The sequence below is a fragment of the Paenibacillus sp. H1-7 genome (assembly GCF_022354825.1).
GTDB lineage: Bacteria > Bacillota > Bacilli > Paenibacillales > NBRC-103111 > Paenibacillus_S.
Genome location: NZ_CP031168.1, coordinates 6,813,911 through 6,834,834, shown reverse-complemented (window position 1 = coordinate 6,834,834; position 20,924 = coordinate 6,813,911). Strand labels below are relative to the sequence as shown.

18 protein-coding genes are annotated in these 20,924 nt (G+C 52.5%); 10 read left to right on the top strand and 8 right to left on the bottom strand.

Annotation, left to right across the window (positions count from 1 at the left end; genetic code table 11):
- Positions 1-94: 94 nt before the first annotated feature.
- Both DVH26_RS30065 and DVH26_RS30060 read left to right on the top strand, forming a co-directional pair.
- Positions 95-1,000: an AraC family transcriptional regulator gene (locus DVH26_RS30065; protein WP_239628691.1), complete on the top strand. Its 906-nt coding sequence runs from the start codon at positions 95-97 to the stop codon at positions 998-1,000.
- Between the two features lie 157 nt (positions 1,001-1,157).
- Positions 1,158-1,955 (top strand): phytanoyl-CoA dioxygenase family protein, encoded by a 798-nt coding sequence (locus tag DVH26_RS30060; RefSeq protein ID WP_239628690.1) that lies wholly within the window; start codon positions 1,158-1,160, stop codon positions 1,953-1,955.
- 104 nt (positions 1,956-2,059) lie between these two features.
- Here DVH26_RS30060 and DVH26_RS30055 read toward each other — a convergent pair whose 3' ends face one another.
- Positions 2,060-2,677, bottom strand: coding sequence for a TVP38/TMEM64 family protein (locus DVH26_RS30055; RefSeq protein WP_239628689.1), 618 nt, complete (start codon positions 2,675-2,677; stop codon positions 2,060-2,062).
- A gap of 678 nt (positions 2,678-3,355) precedes the next feature.
- Complete coding sequence (locus tag DVH26_RS30050; protein WP_239628688.1) at positions 3,356-4,129, bottom strand: DUF817 domain-containing protein; 774 nt, start codon at positions 4,127-4,129, stop codon at positions 3,356-3,358.
- Positions 4,130-4,326: 197 nt separating this feature from the next.
- On the opposite strand from DVH26_RS30050, the gene DVH26_RS30045 reads away from it, so the two are divergent.
- From DVH26_RS30045 to nudK, 4 genes are all read left to right on the top strand, one after another.
- On the top strand, positions 4,327-5,604 hold the full coding sequence (locus DVH26_RS30045; protein ID WP_239628687.1) for a hypothetical protein: 1,278 nt from the start codon (positions 4,327-4,329) through the stop codon (positions 5,602-5,604).
- 124 nt (positions 5,605-5,728) lie between these two features.
- The gene (locus tag DVH26_RS30040; RefSeq protein ID WP_239628686.1) at positions 5,729-6,193 is read left to right on the top strand and encodes a phage tail protein; all 465 of its coding nucleotides are present in this window, start codon (positions 5,729-5,731) and stop codon (positions 6,191-6,193) included.
- A gap of 143 nt (positions 6,194-6,336) precedes the next feature.
- Entirely contained in the window at positions 6,337-7,524 is a 1,188-nt protein-coding gene (locus DVH26_RS30035; RefSeq protein ID WP_239628685.1) for a MerR family transcriptional regulator, read from the top strand.
- A 5-nt stretch (positions 7,525-7,529) separates the two neighbouring features.
- Positions 7,530-8,498: a GDP-mannose pyrophosphatase NudK gene (gene nudK / locus DVH26_RS30030; protein WP_239628684.1), complete on the top strand. Its 969-nt coding sequence runs from the start codon at positions 7,530-7,532 to the stop codon at positions 8,496-8,498.
- 80 nt (positions 8,499-8,578) lie between these two features.
- Here nudK and DVH26_RS30025 read toward each other — a convergent pair whose 3' ends face one another.
- The 3 genes from DVH26_RS30025 to DVH26_RS30015 form a co-directional block, all read right to left on the bottom strand.
- On the bottom strand, positions 8,579-9,364 hold the full coding sequence (locus tag DVH26_RS30025; protein WP_239628683.1) for a YheC/YheD family protein: 786 nt from the start codon (positions 9,362-9,364) through the stop codon (positions 8,579-8,581).
- 283 nt (positions 9,365-9,647) lie between these two features.
- Positions 9,648-10,883 (bottom strand): MFS transporter, encoded by a 1,236-nt coding sequence (locus DVH26_RS30020; protein WP_239628681.1) that lies wholly within the window; start codon positions 10,881-10,883, stop codon positions 9,648-9,650.
- 225 nt (positions 10,884-11,108) lie between these two features.
- Positions 11,109-12,092, bottom strand: coding sequence for a helix-turn-helix transcriptional regulator (locus DVH26_RS30015; protein WP_239628679.1), 984 nt, complete (start codon positions 12,090-12,092; stop codon positions 11,109-11,111).
- 133 nt (positions 12,093-12,225) lie between these two features.
- On the opposite strand from DVH26_RS30015, the gene DVH26_RS30010 reads away from it, so the two are divergent.
- The 4 genes from DVH26_RS30010 (at position 12,226) to DVH26_RS29995 (ending at position 18,534) form a co-directional block, all read left to right on the top strand.
- The gene (locus DVH26_RS30010; RefSeq protein ID WP_239628677.1) at positions 12,226-12,771 is read left to right on the top strand and encodes a dihydrofolate reductase family protein; all 546 of its coding nucleotides are present in this window, start codon (positions 12,226-12,228) and stop codon (positions 12,769-12,771) included.
- Between the two features lie 11 nt (positions 12,772-12,782).
- On the top strand, positions 12,783-15,335 hold the full coding sequence (gene uvrA / locus DVH26_RS30005; protein WP_239628675.1) for an excinuclease ABC subunit UvrA: 2,553 nt from the start codon (positions 12,783-12,785) through the stop codon (positions 15,333-15,335).
- Positions 15,336-15,407: 72 nt separating this feature from the next.
- Entirely contained in the window at positions 15,408-17,564 is a 2,157-nt protein-coding gene (locus DVH26_RS30000; RefSeq protein ID WP_239628673.1) for an ABC transporter transmembrane domain-containing protein, read from the top strand.
- A gap of 304 nt (positions 17,565-17,868) precedes the next feature.
- Positions 17,869-18,534: a pectate lyase gene (locus tag DVH26_RS29995; RefSeq protein ID WP_239628671.1), complete on the top strand. Its 666-nt coding sequence runs from the start codon at positions 17,869-17,871 to the stop codon at positions 18,532-18,534.
- 188 nt (positions 18,535-18,722) lie between these two features.
- Here DVH26_RS29995 and DVH26_RS29990 read toward each other — a convergent pair whose 3' ends face one another.
- From DVH26_RS29990 to DVH26_RS29980, 3 genes are read right to left on the bottom strand one after another with little or no spacing between them, the layout of a single operon-like run.
- Entirely contained in the window at positions 18,723-19,070 is a 348-nt protein-coding gene (locus DVH26_RS29990) for a hypothetical protein (RefSeq protein ID WP_239628669.1), read from the bottom strand.
- A 10-nt stretch (positions 19,071-19,080) separates the two neighbouring features.
- Positions 19,081-20,286: a conjugal transfer protein TrbL family protein gene (locus tag DVH26_RS29985; protein WP_239628667.1), complete on the bottom strand. Its 1,206-nt coding sequence runs from the start codon at positions 20,284-20,286 to the stop codon at positions 19,081-19,083.
- Positions 20,287-20,312: 26 nt separating this feature from the next.
- A complete protein-coding gene (locus tag DVH26_RS29980; RefSeq protein WP_239628665.1) occupies positions 20,313-20,870 on the bottom strand; it encodes a hypothetical protein in 558 nt (185 codons plus the stop codon).
- Between the last annotated feature and the right edge of the window lie 54 nt (positions 20,871-20,924).

Here is a 20,924-nt window from a genome sequence, read left to right as displayed (position 1 = left end):
GGACATATGGCTGTTTGTTTTTTTAACTCGCTCTCGCTTCCGCGAAAAAAAAATTATCGATGAAATGAATACGTGGCATTGGGGGGGCTCCGCATTGACAAGGATCAGCAATTCCCGGTATTTCGAAAGCGCCGACTTTCCGTTCCATATCGCTCAGTATGCATTCCGAGCAGAGGAGATGGTGGAGCCGCACTCCCATGAATTCGTCGAGCTCGTCTATGTAGCGGAAGGGTCGGGCAGGCACGACTACCGCGGTGATTCGTACCGGATCTGCGAGGGTGACGTGTTCGTCATTGAGCCGGACGCCGAGCATTCCTACAAAGGCGGGAAGGATCCAAATCTGACGGTATACAATGTGCTGTTCGGGCCGTCGATTATATCGAATGAGCTGCAGATGTTATCTACGGTGGATTCGTTCGTTGATTTCTTTTATGTGGAGCCGTTTCTGCGGCAGTCGGTCCGTTTTCAGTCGCGCCTGAATGTGGAGCCGCACGATCAGCTGGAAATGAAGCATTTGCTGGATCGTATCCTTTCCGAGTACACATTAAAAAAACCGGGCTATCGGCTTCTCGTCAAAACGCGGTTGATCGAGTTGTTCGTTTTCCTGAGCCGCTGCTACGATAGGTCGCTGCACCGTCCGATGACGGCGCTCGCTCCCGAGCGGGAAGTGATGAAGCGGATGGCTGAATTCATCGAAACGCATCATGCCCGCCCGCTATCGCTCGAACAGGTCAGCAGATTATGCGGCATGAGCCAGTCGTCGTTCACCGCCAAATTCAAGCAGCATATCGGCAAAACGTTCATCGAATACCGCAACGAAGCGCGCATCGCCATGGCGAAAAAGCTGCTGCTTGCCTCAGACGCAGGCACCCTACAGATCGCCGGACAGATCGGCTTCGACGATCTAAGCTTTTTCAACAAAGTGTTCAAGCAGCTGGTAGGCGTTACGCCTGGGCAATTTCGCAGGGCGGCTAAAGTAGAGGGAGAAGACGGCGGCTAATCGGCTGGCGAAGTCAATTTGTCCTCGCGCCCAGTGCTGCCTCTTCGAGAGAGCTGGCCGCTTGGGATGGCGGATCGTCCTGTTTTTTTGGCAAATTAGCCAAGATGCGCTGCACTTCTGTATTGTACATTGGTATCAATCGAAAGGAGTGATTCCGATGTACAACACACTTGAACCGAAGGGCTTGCTTCCGCAGGACAAAATCGAGTTTTACCGCAAAAACGGCTTCGTTCAAATCGACAACGTGCTCACGGCTGACGAGCTGGAGGAATTGCGCGATTACATGGACGAAGCGATGAATTCCGCCCAAGGTATGTCCACGCAGACGGATCAACAAGGGGGAGCCTACTACCGTGTGCTGAATCAGCGGGTTAATATTTGGCGAGATCATGCCGGCATGGCCAAATATACGGCACATCCGCGGTTTGCGGAAATGGCCAGGCAATTGGTCGGTGCAAGCGGGATCAGGCTGTTTCATGATCACGCTCTGCTAAAAATGCCCGGAGATTCGAAGCCAACCCCATGGCACCAGGATTTGACGTATTGGCCGATGAACGAAACCGGCGCGTTATCGGTCTGGATTACGCTCGATGACGTGGATGAGCATAACGGCTGCATGATGTTCGTGCCGGACTCGCGCAGCATCGGCAAGCTGAATCCGATCAGTCTCGTCGATCCTCAGGACATCTTCGAATATACGAAAGGGACCGAGCATGAGCATTCAAAGCCGGTCATCGTCCGCATGAAGGCGGGAAGCTGCACGTTCCACGACGGCCTGACGTTCCACTACGCGCATGCGAACGTCACCGACAAGCCGCGCCGGGTACTCGCCATCATCTACATGACCGACGGCACGACGTACAGCGGCAAGTCGCATACGATTACGAACGGTCTCGGTCTCACCGTAGGTGAGCCGATCCGCGGCGGTCTGTTTCCGCTGCTCGCGCGGGCTTAAGTCGAAGGTTGAACAACAGGAGCAGCTGCCGCGGCAGTAGCTCCTTTTTGACATTGTGAAAACACAAACAGGCAGGATACTTTTACCGCTCGAAGCATGGCTGCTTAAAGCCATCGCTTCTTGAGCCAGACGCGGTAGACGACGTAGACGGCTCCCAAAAAAAGCACATATACGCCGAAGGACAAAACGAGCTTGCTGGTGCCGGCAAACAGATTGCTCCCGATGAACGCAAACAGGAGCATAGCAGGAATTTTGCCCAATGCGGACGCGACGGCGAATGTAACGACCGAAATGGAAGTAATGGCAGGAAGGACATTGACGACAGCCTGAGGGATAACTGGGATCAGTCGAGCCAATAAAATAGTCAGGAACGGACTTTTTTCAATCGCGGCTTGGAGCTTTTCCAGCTTCTCGTACTTGGACAAGTAAGCTTGGCCCTGCTTTTGAAACAAGTAGCGTGCCAGCCAAAAAACAATGACAGACGCGACGGAAGCAGCGGTCCAACTGATCAAAGCGCCCAGCAAAGGACCGTACATAAACCCGAGCAAGCCGATTACTATTTTGTAAGGGATGACCGGTACGATAATAAAACCGAGCGCAGCTGCGAAAATAAGCAAAACAGGCGCATCCCCATACTGCATCCAATGTAAAATTTCATCCTTGTATATATAAACAACGAATATGAGCACGAGATACATGCCGATGGTGTACCATTTCTTCATTTGGCAGGGTGTCTCCTTGGTCGGAGTCTTTTTTCTGGCGTGTTTATCATCCTTAGTGTACTATGTTCTAACAAAAAAAGCTCGTTTCCCGGGCTACCTGGTCAGGGAGGGGCTAGGGAACGAGCCTTGTAGCAATTGCGACTTTCGGAAACCGTCACTAGAATCGTTGTCTGGCAAGTTTCTAAAAAGAGGGGCAATATTATGACACCATTTAAAAGTAGACCATACTTGAGTCTCATAGGATTTTGTTTAGTTATTTTCACGATATTGATTAATATCGCATTTAGCTCTGCAGAGGATCCGGGTTTAAAAATGGTTTTATCCACTTTTAGCGCAATCTTATTGGTCTTCACCTTACTATGGAGTCCAGCGGGAATTATTGAATTTATTTTACTAATCAATAAAACGGGCCAAGTGAAGTTCTCATCTAAGAATGGACAAATTAGCCGAGAGGAATATCGCGGAAGAATAAATAGTCTTATCATGTGTTTCCTTGTGAATGTAAGCTATCTTGTTCTTGTTTCAATTCAACTTTGGTATGTTATCCGTAACTGGGATAGGTTGAATGTATAAATTCAAAGCATGTTTCGCTAGTCTACTCGAACAAAACGATTATACTAAACAGCCGCAACCGGCTTTGAACCGGCTGCGGCTTTTATTATTTTGCCATACTCCTGATCACTTTCGAAGACCTTCCTTTACATGCTTTAATTGGGCGACAATAATAAAACTGACGATCACGAGCAGAAACCAAGAGCTGAATTTGCTCCATGACACCATACTCCAGCCTGCTTGTTGATGAGGGTATCGCCATGCCCCGAGCCATGTGCCGATATTTTCGGCGATCCAGATAAAAAAGCCGACAAGCGCGAAGCCAAGAGTGAGCGGCATCTTATACACGCTATCGCCTACTCGGAAATACAGCATCGTACGGAAAAACAATATAAACAGCAGTGCAGTCAATACCCAGCGCAAATCGGGAATAAAGTGGTGAGTCATAAAATTCAAGTAAATCGCCGCACCGAGCGTCGTCGTCCAGACGGAAGATGGCCATCGATCCAGCCGGATGTGGAGCCTGCGCCACGCCTGGCATAAGTAGCTGGCTACACTTGCATACATGAATCCGCTGTACAGCGGTACCCCTCCGATTTTGGTCCATCCCGCCTGCGGATAATCCCAGGAGCCCATATGTACTTTGAACAGTTCAAGCGCGAGACCAATGATATGAAACATGCAAATGACCTTTAGCTCATCGATGGTTTCCAGTCCTGCCCGCAGCATCACGATTTGCACGATAATACAGATGACGAGCATCCAGTCGTAAACCGGAATGCCGGGAAGAGGTGCGATTTTCAACAGCGCCAGCGAAAGAAAGATGCACACGGGAAACACGCAGGACATCGCTTCCTCGTAGCCAAACAGCAGCAGTTGTTTACCCCATTTCAAATTCATTCCAGATCCTCCTCCAAGAATTACGCCGGTAAAATAGATGTATGACACTACGTTCATTGTAATTCGAAAAACAAGAACTAAAAGAGAGATGTAGAAATTCAAAATTTCATGTTTTTCAGGGGAGCGCTGTTCAAGGTGGCTTTTTGCTATATACTAGGGAGAGAATGTGGGATGAAGAGGGGACAGAGGTGGGCGCAATGGACGATGATCAGCGGAGACAAGACCGCCGGGCGGAATCGGTAGAACGAGCCGCAGACGATGCAGTAAGCCGTTATTTGGAGAAAAAACGACGCGCTGAGCAAGCAGCTAACAAGGCGTTTGAACGGCATATCGAAAAAAAAGAAGAGGCTCTCCAAAGGGCTGATGATGTCGTTCAACGAGTCGTTGAGGCTCGCCGCGGCGCTTATGAGCATATGGAACGGCAGGCGGACCGCATATTTGAACAGCGGGAAGCGGAGGCAATGGCCCGCGAGCAGCGCATGGAGCAGTTAATCGCCCGCGTTCGCGAGGCGGAGCTGCGGCTCAAGGAAGAGATTGAGCAGAGGGCGTCGCTTACGCTGGATACCGTTCAGCTGGCCAAGCGGCTAACGTTGGAGCGAATCGAGCGTGAAGCCGAACAAGCGGCAGCGCGTTATATCGAAGCGAAAAAGTCATCGGGCGGCAAGGAGACGGCCTGGATCGATGAGGCGATGGACCGGCTCGAACAGAAACGGCAGCAGGCCAAGGCGGAAGCGGATCGTATTGCCGGTGAGATGGCCGCCCGAGTCCGGCAACTGGAGCGATTGACTCAGCTTGATGTTCGCGATCGATCCGCCTTTTTGCAAGGAAGAGCGGGAGGGACGCTCAATGATGCGGACATAGCGCAGTATGAACCGGGGATTATTGAACGGTTTGGCACCTTTTTGAGTGAAATATTGGGAAGCTTGATTCGTGTGCCGTTCGAAATCGTAGAAGCGTTGACTGGAAGCGAAATGATCGGCAGGATCGGTATGGCGGTAGGCGGATCTGTAGAGCGTTCCGGTATAACGACGGCCAAGGCGGTCCAAGGCGCGGTTGACGTCGTTCACGGCATCGTCGCCGACGATAATGAGAAGATGAAGCAAGGCGCGCACAACCTGAAAGATGCAGGATCACGCGTTATTAGAGGAGCTGCTAATACGATCGAATATACAGCCCGCAGCGTGAGAGATGTTGTCAGCGGCGATTCATCCCGCATGGGCCGCGGTGTAGAAGGATTGCTTACGGCAGCGGCCGTTATGGCGATTCCGGCGGGATTGGCGCTGGATTTGGGCGGCTTGGATATCGAGTTCGGAGGCGACGATTCCAGTGAGGTAGGGATGCATCACGTGAACCCGCATGAGGTAGGAGGCTATACGAGAGCTGACGGAACGGAGGTCGGTCCGTATCACCGCGGCGGAGATGACGGATATGACAGAACGAATCCTGATGGGAATCCGGATAATAATTTAAGTTGAAGGATTTTGACGTAACTACGTCGTATATTTGTTGTATATTTAAAGAGGCGTTGGTTAATACCAGTTTATGAGAATTCAGTTTCATTTCTGTGTCAGGGATGATAGAGAGAGTAGGAGGGATAGAATGTCTTATACCGTTGATTTTAATCACGTGTCTACGGTTGGTTTGGAGTCTTCACCTGTAGCGGAAGCGCTCGCTGGTTTACGTGCGAATGAGGCCCGTTACTTTATGAACAAATACAAGCATGAATTTACGGTTGTACCCGCTAGCGAAAGCCAGGAGAGCCTTGATTATGTGAACCGCATTTTGAAAGAAGAACGTAGTATTGAGTTTGCGGCCAAGCCTTTGGAAACGTCGCGTTTTCAAGTGGAAAATATCCAGTTTACCTACGTCTTTTATGAGGATGGCCTTGGGCTTAATGTCATGTATACGGTTGATGACCCTAAGAAGCGGGCCGTTGGCTTTAAGCTTTCCGAGGGGATGGAGGTACCCGCGGAGTTAGAAGGGAAGTTTAAGTTCGCCAGGCAGAAGTCTAAATTAGCCGGAACCATCCGGGGTTCGTTTTTTGTAATTAAAGGACAATATTAAAAATTGGCATACGGCTAGAGCCCGCTCCATTTAGGAGAAAGGGCTTTTTTGTTTGCACAAAAATCTCTTGCAGGTGACGTAACGTAACCAGTTATACTGGGTTTAACGTTGATTAAGGCTCAAACGGAAGGAGGAGAGAGGACTTGAAAGACACCAGATACTTCACGACGGGACAATTGGCCAAGCGGACGGGATTAACCATTCGAACCTTGAGATATTACGACCAGATAGGACTGCTGATACCGGACAAGGAGCAGACGGGATCGGTGCGAAGGTACGGCGTGGATGACCTAAGGCGGCTGCAGCAAATTCAGACGTTGAAGTACGTGGGGTTGTCGCTGGAGGAGATCGGCCATCTTATGGCTGCGGAAGCGGGGGCAGGCTGGAAGATTCGGGAATCGCTTCTTGCTCAGCTGGATGTGCTGCGGCAGAAGATGACCCATACGGGAAACGTCGTGCGGGCGATCCGAAGGGCGTTGGAGGATGCCGACGGGCTGAACGATGGAGGATGGAACCGTCTGGCCGATATTATTCAGGCGGTGCAGACGGAGCAGAGGTGGGGGGAACAGTATCGGAATGCGTCTCGGCTGCAATCCCGAATACACCTCTATGACCGGTTCTGTACCAATCCGTACGGATGGCACAGATGGGTATTGGAACGGCTTGGGCAGGAACCTGATGTTTCTGTGCTGGAGCTGGGCTGCGGGGATGGAGCTTTGTGGTTACGAAATGCCGGTCGTATTCCGAAAAGCTGGCGTATCACGTTAACGGATCTATCTGACGGGATGCTGGATGAAGCACGAAGCCGTCTCAAAGGCCTGCCCCAGTTTAAGTTCCTGGTCGTGGACGCGCAAGAAATCCCCTTCCATGACGGACAATTCGACAAGGTGATCGCCAACAACATGCTCTACCACGTAGAGAACATCCCGCAGGCTATCGGGGAAATGCACCGTGTCTTAAAAGAAGGCGGCCACCTCTACACCACGACGATGAGCCTGGAGCATTTGCAGGAGGTGGAGCATCTGGGGGCGTCCTTTGACCCGGAAATGCAGGTGCTGGACCGTGTCATTGAAAGATTTCATCTCGGGAACGCGCCCGAGCTGCTCTCGCCCTTCTTCCGCGAGATTGCCCCGTATTTATACGAGGACAGCCTCAGGATCACCGAGGTCAAACCTCTGATTGACTATATGACTTCTACTCCCATGAATGCGAGGTTACGACTGCAAGGAGATGCTTTTGACCGCTTCCGGGGTTATGTCGAAGCTATTTTGGAACGTGAGGGAGCGCTGCTGGTTACGAAAGAAAACGGAATGTACATAGGGAGGAAGTAAATAGGATGGAGACGGCTCAACTTAGGATTAGAAATGTTACAGAGGAAACTTTGTCGGATAACTGGTATGTGCTGAAGAAGGTCACCTTTGAGTACCAAAACGATCACGGGGTATGGGAGAAGCAATCGCGTGAAGTGTACGATCGCGGCAACGGTGCCACCATCCTCCTCTACAATCGGAAGCATCAAACCGTGGTGCTGACCCGCCAATTTCGGATGCCAACCTATAAGAATCAGAATCCGACGGGCATGCTGATTGAAACCTGCGCCGGATTGTTGGATCAAGAGACGCCGGAAGCATCCATCCTGCGCGAGACGGAGGAAGAGACAGGCTACAAGCTCACGATGGTGCAAAAAGTCGGAGAAGCTTACATGTCACCGGGGTCTGTGACGGAGCTTGTGCATTTTTATGTAGCGGAGTATGACGCAGCCATGGCAACGGGAGGCGGAGGCGGTCTGGATGAGGAGCAGGAACACATCGAAGTGCTGGAATTGCCGTTCAACCAAGCATTAGAGATGATACGGACCGGCGAAATCCGGGATGGGAAGACGATCCTGCTGCTTCAATACGCTGAGCTGCACGGGCTGCTTGCCCGAGGTCCGGAACCCAAACCGCTGCATATTCTTGTCGCTGGACCCTATCGGTCGGGAACCGGCGATGACCCGGAGAAGATCGAGCAGAACCTTCGTTTCATGAACGAGATCGCCTTACACATCTACGAAGCCGGCCATATGCCGGTTCTCGGAGAATGGTATGCGCTTCCGTTGATCACGACCGCAGGGTCTGCTGAAATGGGCGATGAGACATTCAACCGGATGTTTCACCCGTCATCGGTCCGGCTCCTTAACCATTGTGATGCTGTATTGAGGATAGGAGGGCCGTCGACAGGAGCCGATGAGATGGTAAAAGCCGCAAAGGAAAAAGGAAAGCTAATCTTTGAGAGGCTCGAGGATATTCCCGTGCTGAATGCGTAACATTTCAATCCAGCCGCATTGTACAAAAACAACGCCTCCAAAACCACTGAATAAGTGGAGATAGAGGCGTTTGTTTTTGATTATAAGCGTCCTCGCTTCGCTTTCGTGCAATGCAGGCTGTATCTTTTGCCGTAACCTCTCGCAACCGAGAGAATCCGTCTAATCATTTTTTTGCTCGGAAGCTTGGTGAACGGACAAGGATCCGGGCGGGTATTCACCTCAAGAATCCAAGGCTTCAACTTGTGATCGACGGCGATATCGATTCCGAGTCCTCTCGAAGGATACACGCGGCCGAATTGAACGGCGGTTCGTTTCGCCATACGCTTCATTTTGTATAAAAGCCTCTTGGCTCCACGCTTTCCTGCAATTCGGCGCATGAGCCCATATGCCGGGTAAATGGTGCCGCCTTGACTTCCGTTCGTCACGGCTTTTCGAGGATGCGCCAGCCTGGCGAGCGTTCCCGTTACAATCCATGGTCCGCGGCGCTTTTTTTGGATCATAACGCGAAAATCGAACGGGCGCCTGCGGTACTTGAGCATACGGATTCCTTTTTGAACGACGTAGCTCCGCTGCCCTCTACGCTTCTTCAAGGCGCGGTACATAGCTTGAAACGTATGGAATGAGTATGTTTTTACCCCGCTGCGGAAAGAATACCCCCCGCCTCGCTTCTCCACGCGGATAACCCCGACGCCTTGTTGTCCTCTGGTAGGCTTTACATAAACCATTTCATACTGATTTAGCATGTCATTCAGCAGACTTTTCCTTAACTTCCGTGTGATCGGAACGTACCTGGCTAGCCTCGGATCACGCAGCACGATTCTGGAGCTTTTCAGCTTGCTGCGAATATAATGCCGACTGTAAACCATAAATTAGCAGCCCTCTTTTCCGCGATAGCGTTTGTTTTATGCAGTACTAATATACGAGTCGGCGGGTGCACATGTGTTGGGTGATTATCATTACTACGAATCCAATGTTACTATGTAGTTAGAACGCGACCAGAGATGATTCCAAATGTATTACTCTCCATTATTTATTGGTGATTAAGGAGCAATAAATCGAAATCAAAAACACCCCTTCAGCAACAATGGAAGGGGTGAAGTTAGCGGTAGTCAGGGACTTCAGTCCAGGATAGCCGCTTTTTTCTTATATTCACGCAGCATCTGTTGACTGCCCACCGGCCATCTGTTTAGCGCGTCGTGCGGTCATCCACTGAACCAGGCTGTACACTACTAGAAACAGCATCATGCATCCCGCCGAGTAGCGGTACATAACGGCATAGCCAGTGACTGAGGAGATCGCCCCGAGCAGCAGAGCGCCTATCGCTACGCCGAGGTCCGTCGAGTTATAAAACATACTGTTGGCCATACTATGCTGCTCTTGGGCCGTCGAACGCAGCATCCACGCTTGAATCGTCGGCTGAATGGCGCCGAATCCGAGTCCGTATAGGAGTGCGGACGCAATGAGCATCGGAAGGTTCGTCGTGAAAGATAGCACCACCATGCTGGCTACAACGCAAGCGGCTGCGGGCAGAAGAACGGCGGCATGCCCCCTGCTGTCGAACAATCTCCCTGAGATAGGCCGGATGATAATAATGGTGATCGCATTAAACAGGAAAAAGAGGCCGACCTGCTCCAAATGCACCGATTGGCCGAATAGCGCGATAAAGCTCAGCAGACCGCTGTAGGTGACGGACAAGAGGACGTTTAGCAGCGCGGGAAACAGCAGTTGCTTGTTAAAAGGCTGCTTGGCCTTATGGGATGGGCCGGCGCCGCTAACGTCACTCGCGGCGGTTCGTTTGTGAGCCTCCGGCGGGATGGATCGGGAAAACAGAAGGATGGGAAATATAAAAAGAGCCGTAGCCGCGCCGACAACAGCAAGGGTGTTGAATCCATATTGGTTCATGACATTAAGGCCAATCATAGGCCCAATAGACATGGCAAGGCTGGTGGACAGCCCGAAATAACCGATGCCCTCCCCCATTCTATGGACCGGAATAATTTGCGAGACCAGTGTCGGAATAATCGTGCTTGCCATGCCGAAGCCGATCCCGTACCCAACCCTCATGGCAAGCAGCGACCCGATGGAGCCGGCTCCGATATAACTAGCCGTAATGAAAGCCGCCAATGCCAGCCCGATGAATAAGAGCACGTTGCGGTGTACTTTGCGGATCAGTCCTGCCGTTAAAAAACGAGTCGCAATCGCAGCTAACGCGAATACGCTCGTTACAAGACTTACGATGAGGTCGTTGGTTTGAAAATGTCCCTTTACATAAGCGGGGAAGGAAGACAGCAGCATTTGCAAATTCAAAAATAACAGAAAAGAACCTAACGTTAAGCAGATGAACGATTTCGTCCATAGCCGGTTGGATTGCTCGATATTGTTCATGCTTCTCTTGAACCTACTCTCTATCCATTAATTTGTGCTTTCAGGCATGTCACTTATACCTGAAATTTATTTGTTGTTATAGCAACTATTTATAAAACAACTATAATGAAAATTCATGAAAATGTCAATGATGGACCGTTGACCGTTTCGGTGCAAATCACAAAAAGACGTGCTGCTCAAGCCGGATAATCGGCGAGCGGCACATCTTTTTGAGGATACTATTCTCTAACGATCGTATGTGAAAAAGAACTTCTTCTCCCGAATGCCGTACAAGGCGGCCATGGCTTTAACCTCATGCGTCACCTTCAACAGCAGCTCGGAAGGAGCAAGCACCTCGATGTTCGACCCGTAGAAGAGAACAATCTCCACGGCGGAATCCAATGTTTGAAACTGAACGGCAGCTTCCAGCCAGCCGTCGCTCCGGGGCGCACTGCACAGGATCCGTGCGTATCTCTCCTGGGTGAATCGGGAGCGCAGCGGCTCACGGATCTTCAGCAGGGCGGGAAACAGGGGCAAGCTGGTCTTAAATTCACTCTTCGACTGCTCCCAGTAAGACTCCAGATCGAAGCCCGCGGGGCGTTCGAACGTTTCCTCGAGCATTTGCGCACTCTGAAGCCGCGAGATGCGGTATGTGCGCAAATCGCCATCGACTTGAGCGACGAGGTACCAGACGCTTCGTTTGGCTACGACACCGAGCGGATGCACCAGCCGTTCGACGGTCCCGTCGTCACGCCGGTATTGCACGACCAGCTTCCGTTCGCCCCAAACCGCCTCCTGAACGGCTGACAAGAGCGGGTACGACTCGTCCAGCTGATGCCAGCCGGCTCCATCGATATGAATACGCTGGCGTACCATTTCGGCATTGCTGCGGATGGTCGAGGGGGAGGCCGCGAGCAGCTTTTGATAAGCGGCTTCAAAGTCGGTCCGCAATCCTAAGTCATCCAGCAGATGCGACGGATTCGACAGCAGCAGCGATAGGATCTCCTCGGTTTTCATTCCCGTTAGCTGGGTCCGGTACCCTTCGGACAACACCCAGCCCCCTTTGGCCCCGCGCTCTGCATATACGGGAATCCCGGACATGCTTAACGCTTCCATATCGCGGAAGATGGTTCGCTCCGATACCTCCAATTTGTCGGCAAGCTCCCGCGAAGACATTCTTCCATGGTTTTGCAGCAGCAGCAAAATAGACAGCAGCCGATCCGCTTTCAAATCGGTTTCCTCCTTTTTAACTCTTCGGCATTCTCGAATATGTTTTCATTTTACCATAATAATATGACAGTAGTTGTCATATATCGAATGATATTCTAATCGTAGAAGTTATCGATCAGGAGGAGATGAAGGAATGGAAACCATAGTCAAGCAGCGAAAAGTGATTCTTTATATTGCCATATCGATGGACGGGTTCATTGCCCGGGAAAACGGAGATATCGAGTGGTTGACCGCTATAGAAGGAGAAGGCGACAACGGTTATGGTGACTTTATCCAAAGCATCGACACGGTCATAATGGGCCGTTCGACATATGAGCAGCTGGGGACATTATCCGATGAGTTTCCGTATCCCGAGCAAACATGCTACGTCTTTACAAGCTCCGCAATGAAGGAGGATCCGAATGTTGAATTCGTTCGTGAGGATATCCCGGCTTTTGTCCGGAAGCTGCAGCAGCAGGAAGGAAGCGATATTTGGCTTGTCGGCGGAGCGGGCTTGGCCGAGCATTTCATGAAGGCGGACTTGATCGACGAGTACATCATTTCCACGGTTCCGATTGTGCTTGGACAAGGGATTCCGCTGTTCAAAGGAAATTTGCCTGAAATCCCGTTCGTCCTCAAGGAAGTGCGGAGATATGGACAAATTGCACAGTGCCATTACGTCAGACCGGCATCCGAATAAAAGGAGGGGCCATGAACGATTATATCGAAATCAAGGGTGCGCGGGAGCATAACCTGAAGAACATCTCTCTACGCATACCGAAATACAAGCTGGTCGTGTTGACCGGAATGTCCGGTTCGGGCAAATCCTCACTTGCGATGCGTACACTGCAGCAGGAGTGTCAAAGGCAATACATGGAATCGATGGGGATGGTAACGGATTACTTGAGCAAGCCTGATGTAGATTCGATTACAGGCTTGTCTCCCTCCATCAGCATCGGTCAGCACAACAACAACCGGAATCCCCGCTCAACCGTAGGGACCGTAACCGAGATTTACACTTACTTGAGAGTCTTGTTTGCGAGATTGGGGGAACGGTCCTGTCCTTCCTGCGGGCATAGAGTGAAGCCGGCTTTTGAACAAGAAAGTCCGGCGGCTGCCTTAGATAAGGAAAGCGAGCAGCTGGAGGAGGGGGAGCGTTCGGAGGGGCAGACCGTAGAGTGCCCGGCGTGCGGACACAGGCTCGAGCAGCTGACGATGGCGCATTTCTCCTTCAACAAATGGCAGGGAGCTTGTCCGACCTGCTCCGGGCTCGGGTTCACCAGCCAGCTGCGGATGGAGGCCATATTCGACATGGAGCTTAGCGTTAGCCAAGGCGGAGTCAAAATGTGGGACGGGGACAGCTTTCTGCTGCCGTATTACACGGAATCGCTGCAGGCCGCCGCGAACCATTACGGCTTCGAATTCGATGCGGAGCTGCCGATTAAGTCGTACAACGAAGCCCAACGCACACTGCTGTTCGACGGCGTGTCAAGCGACGCCTTCCAAGCGTTGTTTCCAGGACGGAAGCCGCCGAAATCCGTAGGTAAAGGGAAGTTCGAAGGCGTCGTGACCACCTTTACCAAGAAATATAACGAGAGCCTGAGCGATGAGGAAGCTCAAAAAAAGTGGAGCAAATATTTCGCGACGAAACGGTGTACGGATTGCGGCGGTACACGGCTGCGCAAAGAAAGCCGGCAGGTAACGCTCCGTAACGCATCGATCGTCGACATTGCAGAGTACGATCTGGATGAGCTGTGGCATTGGCTGCAGCGGCTGCAATACGGTCTCGGCCCCGAGGCGAAGGCAATCCTGCAGCCCATCCTGAGCGATCTGACGGAGCGTATCCGGCGCTTGCTCGATATCGGCCTCTCGTACTTGACGCTGTCCCGTCCGGCTGTGACGCTGTCGGGCGGCGAAGCGCAGCGGCTTCGAATCGCGGCACTGCTCGGTTCGGGATTGACCGGCGTGCTCTACATTTTGGATGAGCCAACGACCGGCCTTCATCCGCAGGACTCGCTCAAGCTCATTCAAGCGCTGCAGCGGCTGCGGAATTTGGGTAACACGGTGCTGCTGATCGAGCATGATACGGACGTGATGGAGATGGCGGATCATCTTATCGATATGGGGCCGGGAGCAGGCAGGGACGGCGGATATATCGTAGCGGAAGGAACGCCGCAAGAGCTGCGGCATAGGGCTGACTCCGTCACGGCTCCCTATTTAGGAGCGCGCCCGCTGGCTGATCGTCCGGAGAGACGGACGGGAAGCGGCCGGCAGCTTGTGGTTCGGGATGCCTCCGAGCATAACCTGAAGCAGGTATCCGTGTCCGTTCCGCTTAACCGGCTTATCGCGATAACCGGCGTATCGGGCTCGGGCAAATCGACCTTCCTGTTCGAGGTAATAGAAAAGGCGATTCAGGACGGATATAAGGCCGATCGTATCCAGGGAACGGAGCAAATCGACAAGCTGATCACAGTGCATCAGGAGCCGGTCGGCAAAATTTCGCGATCTAACATCGCTACCTACACTGATTTGTTCACGGCCATCCGCAGCTTGTACGCCGGGCTGCCGGAAGCAAGGAAGCGAGGGCTTACGCCGAAGCACTTCTCCTTCAATACGGCCGGCGGAAGATGCGAGAAATGCAAAGGGCTGGGCGTTTTGCATATGGACATGCATTTTTTGCCCGATGTGGATGTGCCTTGTCCCGTGTGCGGAGGCAAACGGTTCCGTAAGGACATTCTTGAGGTGAAATATGACGGTTACAGTATATCGGACGTTCTGGACCGCACGGCTGAAGAGGGCATCGCTATTTTCGAAGCCCATCGTGACATCAAGAAAAAGCTTGAGCTGCTGGCCGAGGTAGGGCTCGGCTACGTCAAGCTGGGCCAGCCGACCAGCACGCTGTCCGGCGGCGAAGCCCAGAGAATGAAGCTGTCCAGGGAGCTCGGCAGGAGCGGGGCCGGCCATGCGCTGTTTTTGCTGGATGAGCCGACGACAGGCTTGCATCCGGCGGATGTGGAGCGATTGATCCGTTTCCTGAACAAGCTGGTCGATGCGGGCCATTCGGTCATCGTCATCGAGCATAACCTGGATGTGATCTGCGCGGCGGATTGGATCCTCGATTTCGGTCCGGAGGGAGGCAAGGCCGGAGGGCGGATCATTGCACAAGGGACGCCGGAGGAGGTTCAGTATGCGGAAGGGTCTTATACAGCGGCATTTGTGAAGCAGCGGTTGAGTCCTGCTGGCCGGGAGCAGCAAGTGCAGTGATCCCGGCCCATTCCGACGTTTACAGTCTGTGGAAACTGCTGTAAGCTAAAGAATGGAAAGGCGGGCGATACGTTGCACTCTGTTCGAACATTGATACGATATGTTGCACCCTATAAATGGCTTTTCGGCGTGTTTCTTCTAACCATCATTCTCGAAATCATCTATTCCATAGCGGCTCCTCTCAGCTTGAAATATTTGGTGGACGAGGCGTTCGCGCCGAAAAATATACAGGCTTTTGTCACAATCCTGATCGTTCTGCTTGCTGGAGGGACGCTGAGTATCGCCGCCGGAACGTATGGAGACTATACGCTCAGCAAGCTGAGCGGCAAGGTGGTTCAGAGGCTGCGGACGGAGCTGTTCCTTCATACTCAGAAGCAATCGATGCCTTTTTACCAGCAATTCCGGATCGGTGATATCATTACCCGGTTTTCCTCGGATATGGCTTCCATAGAAAGAGTGATCAGCGGTTCGCTTCCTCTTATTCTGAAGGAGGCGCTGAGCGTGGTCCTGGGGCTTGTCATGCTCTGTATATTGGAATGGAAGCTGACCTTGGCGATGGTAGTCGGCTCCGTAGTGATGTATGTCGGTCCCCGATTGCTGCAAGGAAGAGCGGAGGAGGCGAACATTCATTACAGGGAGGCGCAGGAGCGGTTCTCCAATCAGATCGACGAGACGGTCAAAGGGCATAGAACGATCAAAGCGCTGCACCAGCAGGAGGCATTTCTTGAGCGTGCCCGCAAACAGGTGGAGCAGTTATTCCGCCTAGGGCTCAATATGCACTGGATTAATTCGCTTCTCGAAAGGCTTCCGCTGACGGGGTTACTACTATTGAACGGGATTATGATCGGATTCGGAGGCTTTTTGATCTTCCGCGATGAGCTGACCGTAGGAAGCTTTATGGCCTTTTTTACTTTATTCCTAAGCGTCGGGCAATCCGCATCGAACTTGTCGTTCATCGTTCCGAATCTCATCGAGTCTGGCGTCAGCTTCCGGCGGATTGGGGAAATTCTCGATTACCGTCCTGACGTTCCGGAGGCTGCAGATTCGTTGGAGCTTTCGTCCATGAGCCGGGATATAACTATGGAGAACGTCACGTTCGGTTACACGGAAGCAGCCGAGCAATTGAAGAATGTCAGCTTGCGCATCCCTGCCGGGAGCTACGCCGCATTCGTCGGACCGAGCGGTTCGGGCAAAAGCACTGCATTGCAGCTGCTCTCGCGCTTCTATGATCCGAGAGAGGGCGCGGTCAAGATGGACGGCTGCGATCTGCGCGCCGTAAGCGAGGCTTCGCTTCGCCGGCGGACGGGAATCGTGTTCCAGGACACGTTCTTGTTCCATGCGACGATCCGGGACAATCTGCTGCTGGATCGGACTGGGGATGCCGTTACGAAAGAGCAAGCCATGACGGATGCGGCCCGGCAGGCTCAAATTCATGATACGATCCTGAGTTGGCCGGATGGCTATGACACGGTCATCTTGAACGAAGGAGCGAGCCTGTCCGGCGGGCAACGCCAGCGGATCGCCATTGCGAGAGCGCTGCTGAGAGATCCGGAGCTGCTCCTGCTGGACGAAGTGACCTCCGCCCTGGATCCTGCCTCCGAGGCGGATATTAACCGGACGATTCAAGAGCTGAGGCGGCGGAAGACGATCATTTCCGTCACGCACCGGCTATCGTCGATTGTCCATGCCGATGTCATCTTTGTATTCCGGGACGGCCGGATCGTCGAATCGGGTACGCATTCAGAGCTTCTGCAGCAAGAGGGCCTGTACTACGAGATGTGGGAGAAGCAGCACGGCTTCGTCCTGTCACCCGATGGCCTGCACGCCACAGTGGACGAGCAGCGGCTCGGGAAGCTGCCGTTTTTCAGCGGCATCGATCCGTCACATTTGCGCGATATGACCTCGTTGTTCACAACCGAAACATTCAAGGACGGGGAGGATGCTGTGCGTGAGGGTGAGCAGGGCGACAAGCTGTACATCATCGTGCGCGGCAGGTTTGAAATATTGAAAACTACGGCAGACGCGAAGGAACAGCGGGTAGCGGTACTACAGGACGGGGATCATTTCGGTGAGATCGCTCTCTTGAGAGGAATTCCCCGGACGGCGACGGTACGGGCTATGGGGCCATCGGTCTTGCTTTCCGTAAGGCGCGATGTGTTCCTCGATCTGACCCGCAAGCATCCGCATATTTATCAGACGGTGGAACGTACGCTTAAGGAACGGCTGTAGAAAAGGTGCTTCAACTTCACGTTTAGCAGCGGAACAAACGACGGGCAGCGCCCGCACAGTATAGAAGCTAGCGCGCAGAGGCGGCATTCACGGGACACCCGAAAGGGTGTTCTTTGTCGTTGCTGCATGAACAGGGAGGTATGATCGGGGGAGAGGAATAATCAATATCTCACATATAACCCTAATATTGACAAATGATCATTTCGGTAATGAATCTCCTTTGGTACTGTAATCATCAGATACAGGCGGAGGTGCACATCCGATCGAGTATCTACAGCCTATAAGCGAAAGGATGATCCATGATATGAGAAAAGCTCTCGGTCTACTTTTATCCCTGGGACTCACGGTATCTTTATTCGCAGCCATTCCCGCACAAGCGGCTACTACAGTCAATGAGACCATCATCGTCCCGGCAGGTACTACGTTCGACGGCGGAGGCCAAACCTATGTAGCTAACGCGAGCACATTAGGAGACGGCAGTCAGGCGGAAAATCAAAAGCCGGTATTCCGTCTGGAAGCCGGAGCGACATTGAAGAATGTCATTCTTGGAGCGCCCGCCGCTGACGGAGTACACTGCTATGGAAGCTGCAACATCACGAATGTCACCTGGCAGGATGTCGGCGAGGATGCGCTGACGCTTAAATCGTCCGGCACGGTGAACATTACGGGCGGCGGTGCGTATAAGGCTTACGATAAAGTGTTCCAGATGAACGCAGCCGGAACGATCAATATTAAAAACTTCAAAGCCAACGATATCGGAAAGCTCGTTCGGCAAAACGGCGGAACGACGTTCAAGGTCGTGATGACCGTAGACAGCTCGGACATTTCGAATGTGAAGGATTCGATCCTTCGCACGGATAGCAGCACCAGCACAGGCAAAATTACGAACACGAGATATTCCGGCGTGCCGACCTTATTCAAGGGCTTCGCGTCGGGCAATACGAGCCAATCCGGCAACACGCAGTACTAGGGGTGCGGGCTGGCAGCTGCGTTGTATGAAGAACAAGGACGGCTGTTGAAATAGGCAACCGCATCCGTCCGGCGGTAAGAGCCCGGCACCGAACTAACAGGTGCCGGGCTCATTGTGTCGGCTTTTTCAGTTCCTGCGCAGGCAAGCTCAGAAGCATACGAATCAGAATTTCGCAGCCTGATTTTGAGCTACTGCTGCTTTTTCATATAAGTGCAGGCTTTGGAGTCTGCATTGCCGAATTTCGTTGTAAGCGTATTTCCTTCGGCTTTCAGCTCGATCGTATCCGAGCCTGCGCTGCCGTAGTCAATGCGGTACGTAGCTCCATTCACCTGCTTGTATGTTCCTGTCGTAGTTTGACCACCGGTTCGGGAGTACGAGACGGTGCCGTCCTTGTAGAAGGAGAAAAAGTCATGGCAGCGGCCTTTATCCGATGCAGCCACTTCCCAGTCTCCGACAAAGGGAGGCTCCTTTGGCTTGGAGGAACACGCGCCGAGGAATAACAAGACGGACATGAGGATGATGAGCGTTCGTTTCATGAACGGCCTCCTATTTGATCAATTTGATAAGGCTTCGGCCGGCGCTGCTGACCGTATTGGCAGCCATTCCGGCCGCCTTGCTCCCTGCGCCGGTGGAGTACATAAATTCGCGGATAAAGGCGGGAGATTTGATAACGAGCACCATACACCCTATCGAACCGAAAATGCCCATGTACTCGCCCTTGAACGGATTGGTGCCGGTCGCCAGCTTGATCGCCATCATAATAAGCAGATACTGAACGCTTTGTGTGAAAGCGACGGACAGCAGATGACGCCACCAGCTTGGAAACAGATTGAACTCCTGGTTCAAAATCGACATGATCGCTATAGGCCCCGATACGACCAGAAAGGCCAGCTCGGCAAACCGCAAGCACTGCTGAAAGGCGAACACGGCGAGAAGCGCCAGAAACACCAGCGCCAGAATGACGATAAACAAGCTGCTCGTAGCGCCCATGAACAGCAAATAGATGGCGGCGAATCCGACGACGGCGGCTCCGTCCTGATCTACGCTGGGGACAGCGAGAAACCCCCGGCTGAATTCACCGGATAGCGTCAGGATGGCTTCTACACCCCAAGGAAGACTCATCATGAAAACCGGGATGAGGAAGATTTTTGGCAGCAGCTTTCTCAGCTCGCTCCGGTCCCCGTCCGCCAAGGACAGCACATAAATCCGCAGGCACTGGTAGATCAGAAACACGGTTGCAAGCGACCAGCTGACGCCTTTGATCAGATTGAAAAACGTATTGATCGTAGCGTTCTGCAGCAGATCTCCCGGCTTCAGAATAAAAATTTCAAGCATGTCCTTCATCACGTCGAATGCCTGATTTGCCAGATCGATCAGGATGTTCTGGAATTTGCAGTCGATCTCGGTCCAGCCGCACTCCTTTTTATCGATTTTCTTAGCATTGCTTTTTCCGGAAGGCTCGGCAGGAGGAGCTTGAGGTGAAGGACTCGGCGTGGCTGTCGGCTCGGGAGCTTCCGTTGTCGTGCTTGGCGCAGGAGCTGTTGTAGTCGGACCTGGAGCGGGAGTTGGATCGGCAACGACGTGGCTAGTAGGCGCATTGGCAAACAGCAGGAGAACGACGAGCAGCAGAATCACCGGTCTCGATAGCTTTCCGTAATAGAAGCGAACGGTTTCTTGGTCCGGCAGTTTTTTTTGGCGTAAGGCTGCCCGCATCGATTGGAACTTTTGTACAAAAAGCTGCAGCAGGCTCATGAGAACTCCTCCTTTTCGGCAGGACGTTACAGTTTTTGCTGATGAACGATTTCCACACGATCGATCAAGTAGGCTTGCTTGTCGGCGGACCGGACTAACGCCAGTCTGACGTAGGTTATCGTAGTGGAGACGACGTTGTTGATTGTCAAATGATGCTTGAGCACCAGCATCCCGGTTCCGTGCGTTTCATCCACCCGGTGAAAATAAGGCTCCACATCACTCACCGTCCCCGAGATCGTCAGCGTGCTTTTCGGGATTTCGTCCGCAGGGCCGGATGGGAACAGGCTTTTGTAGCCATTCTCCGTCAGCAGCGGCTTCGCTTTAGTGTAACGATCGGTAATTTGGTCAAAAACGAAAAAGGCTTGAGCAAATCCGGCAATTGTCGGAATACCGTCACCGGCCAGGGCAGCCTTGGCCTGATCGCGCTCCTTCTTGAGCTCGGAAAGCTGCGATGTAAGAGACGCATTGCGGGCCTGCTCGTCAGACCATGCTCTTTTGGCAGACAAACCCCATAACGAGACGCTTGTGAGCAAAAAGAACAGCACGCCGATGGCGATCCATTTTATTTTCTCATCGAACTCCACGGCTGGAATCGCCTCCTTATCGGCTTGCTTTACGGAATTTCTTGCGCACCACGA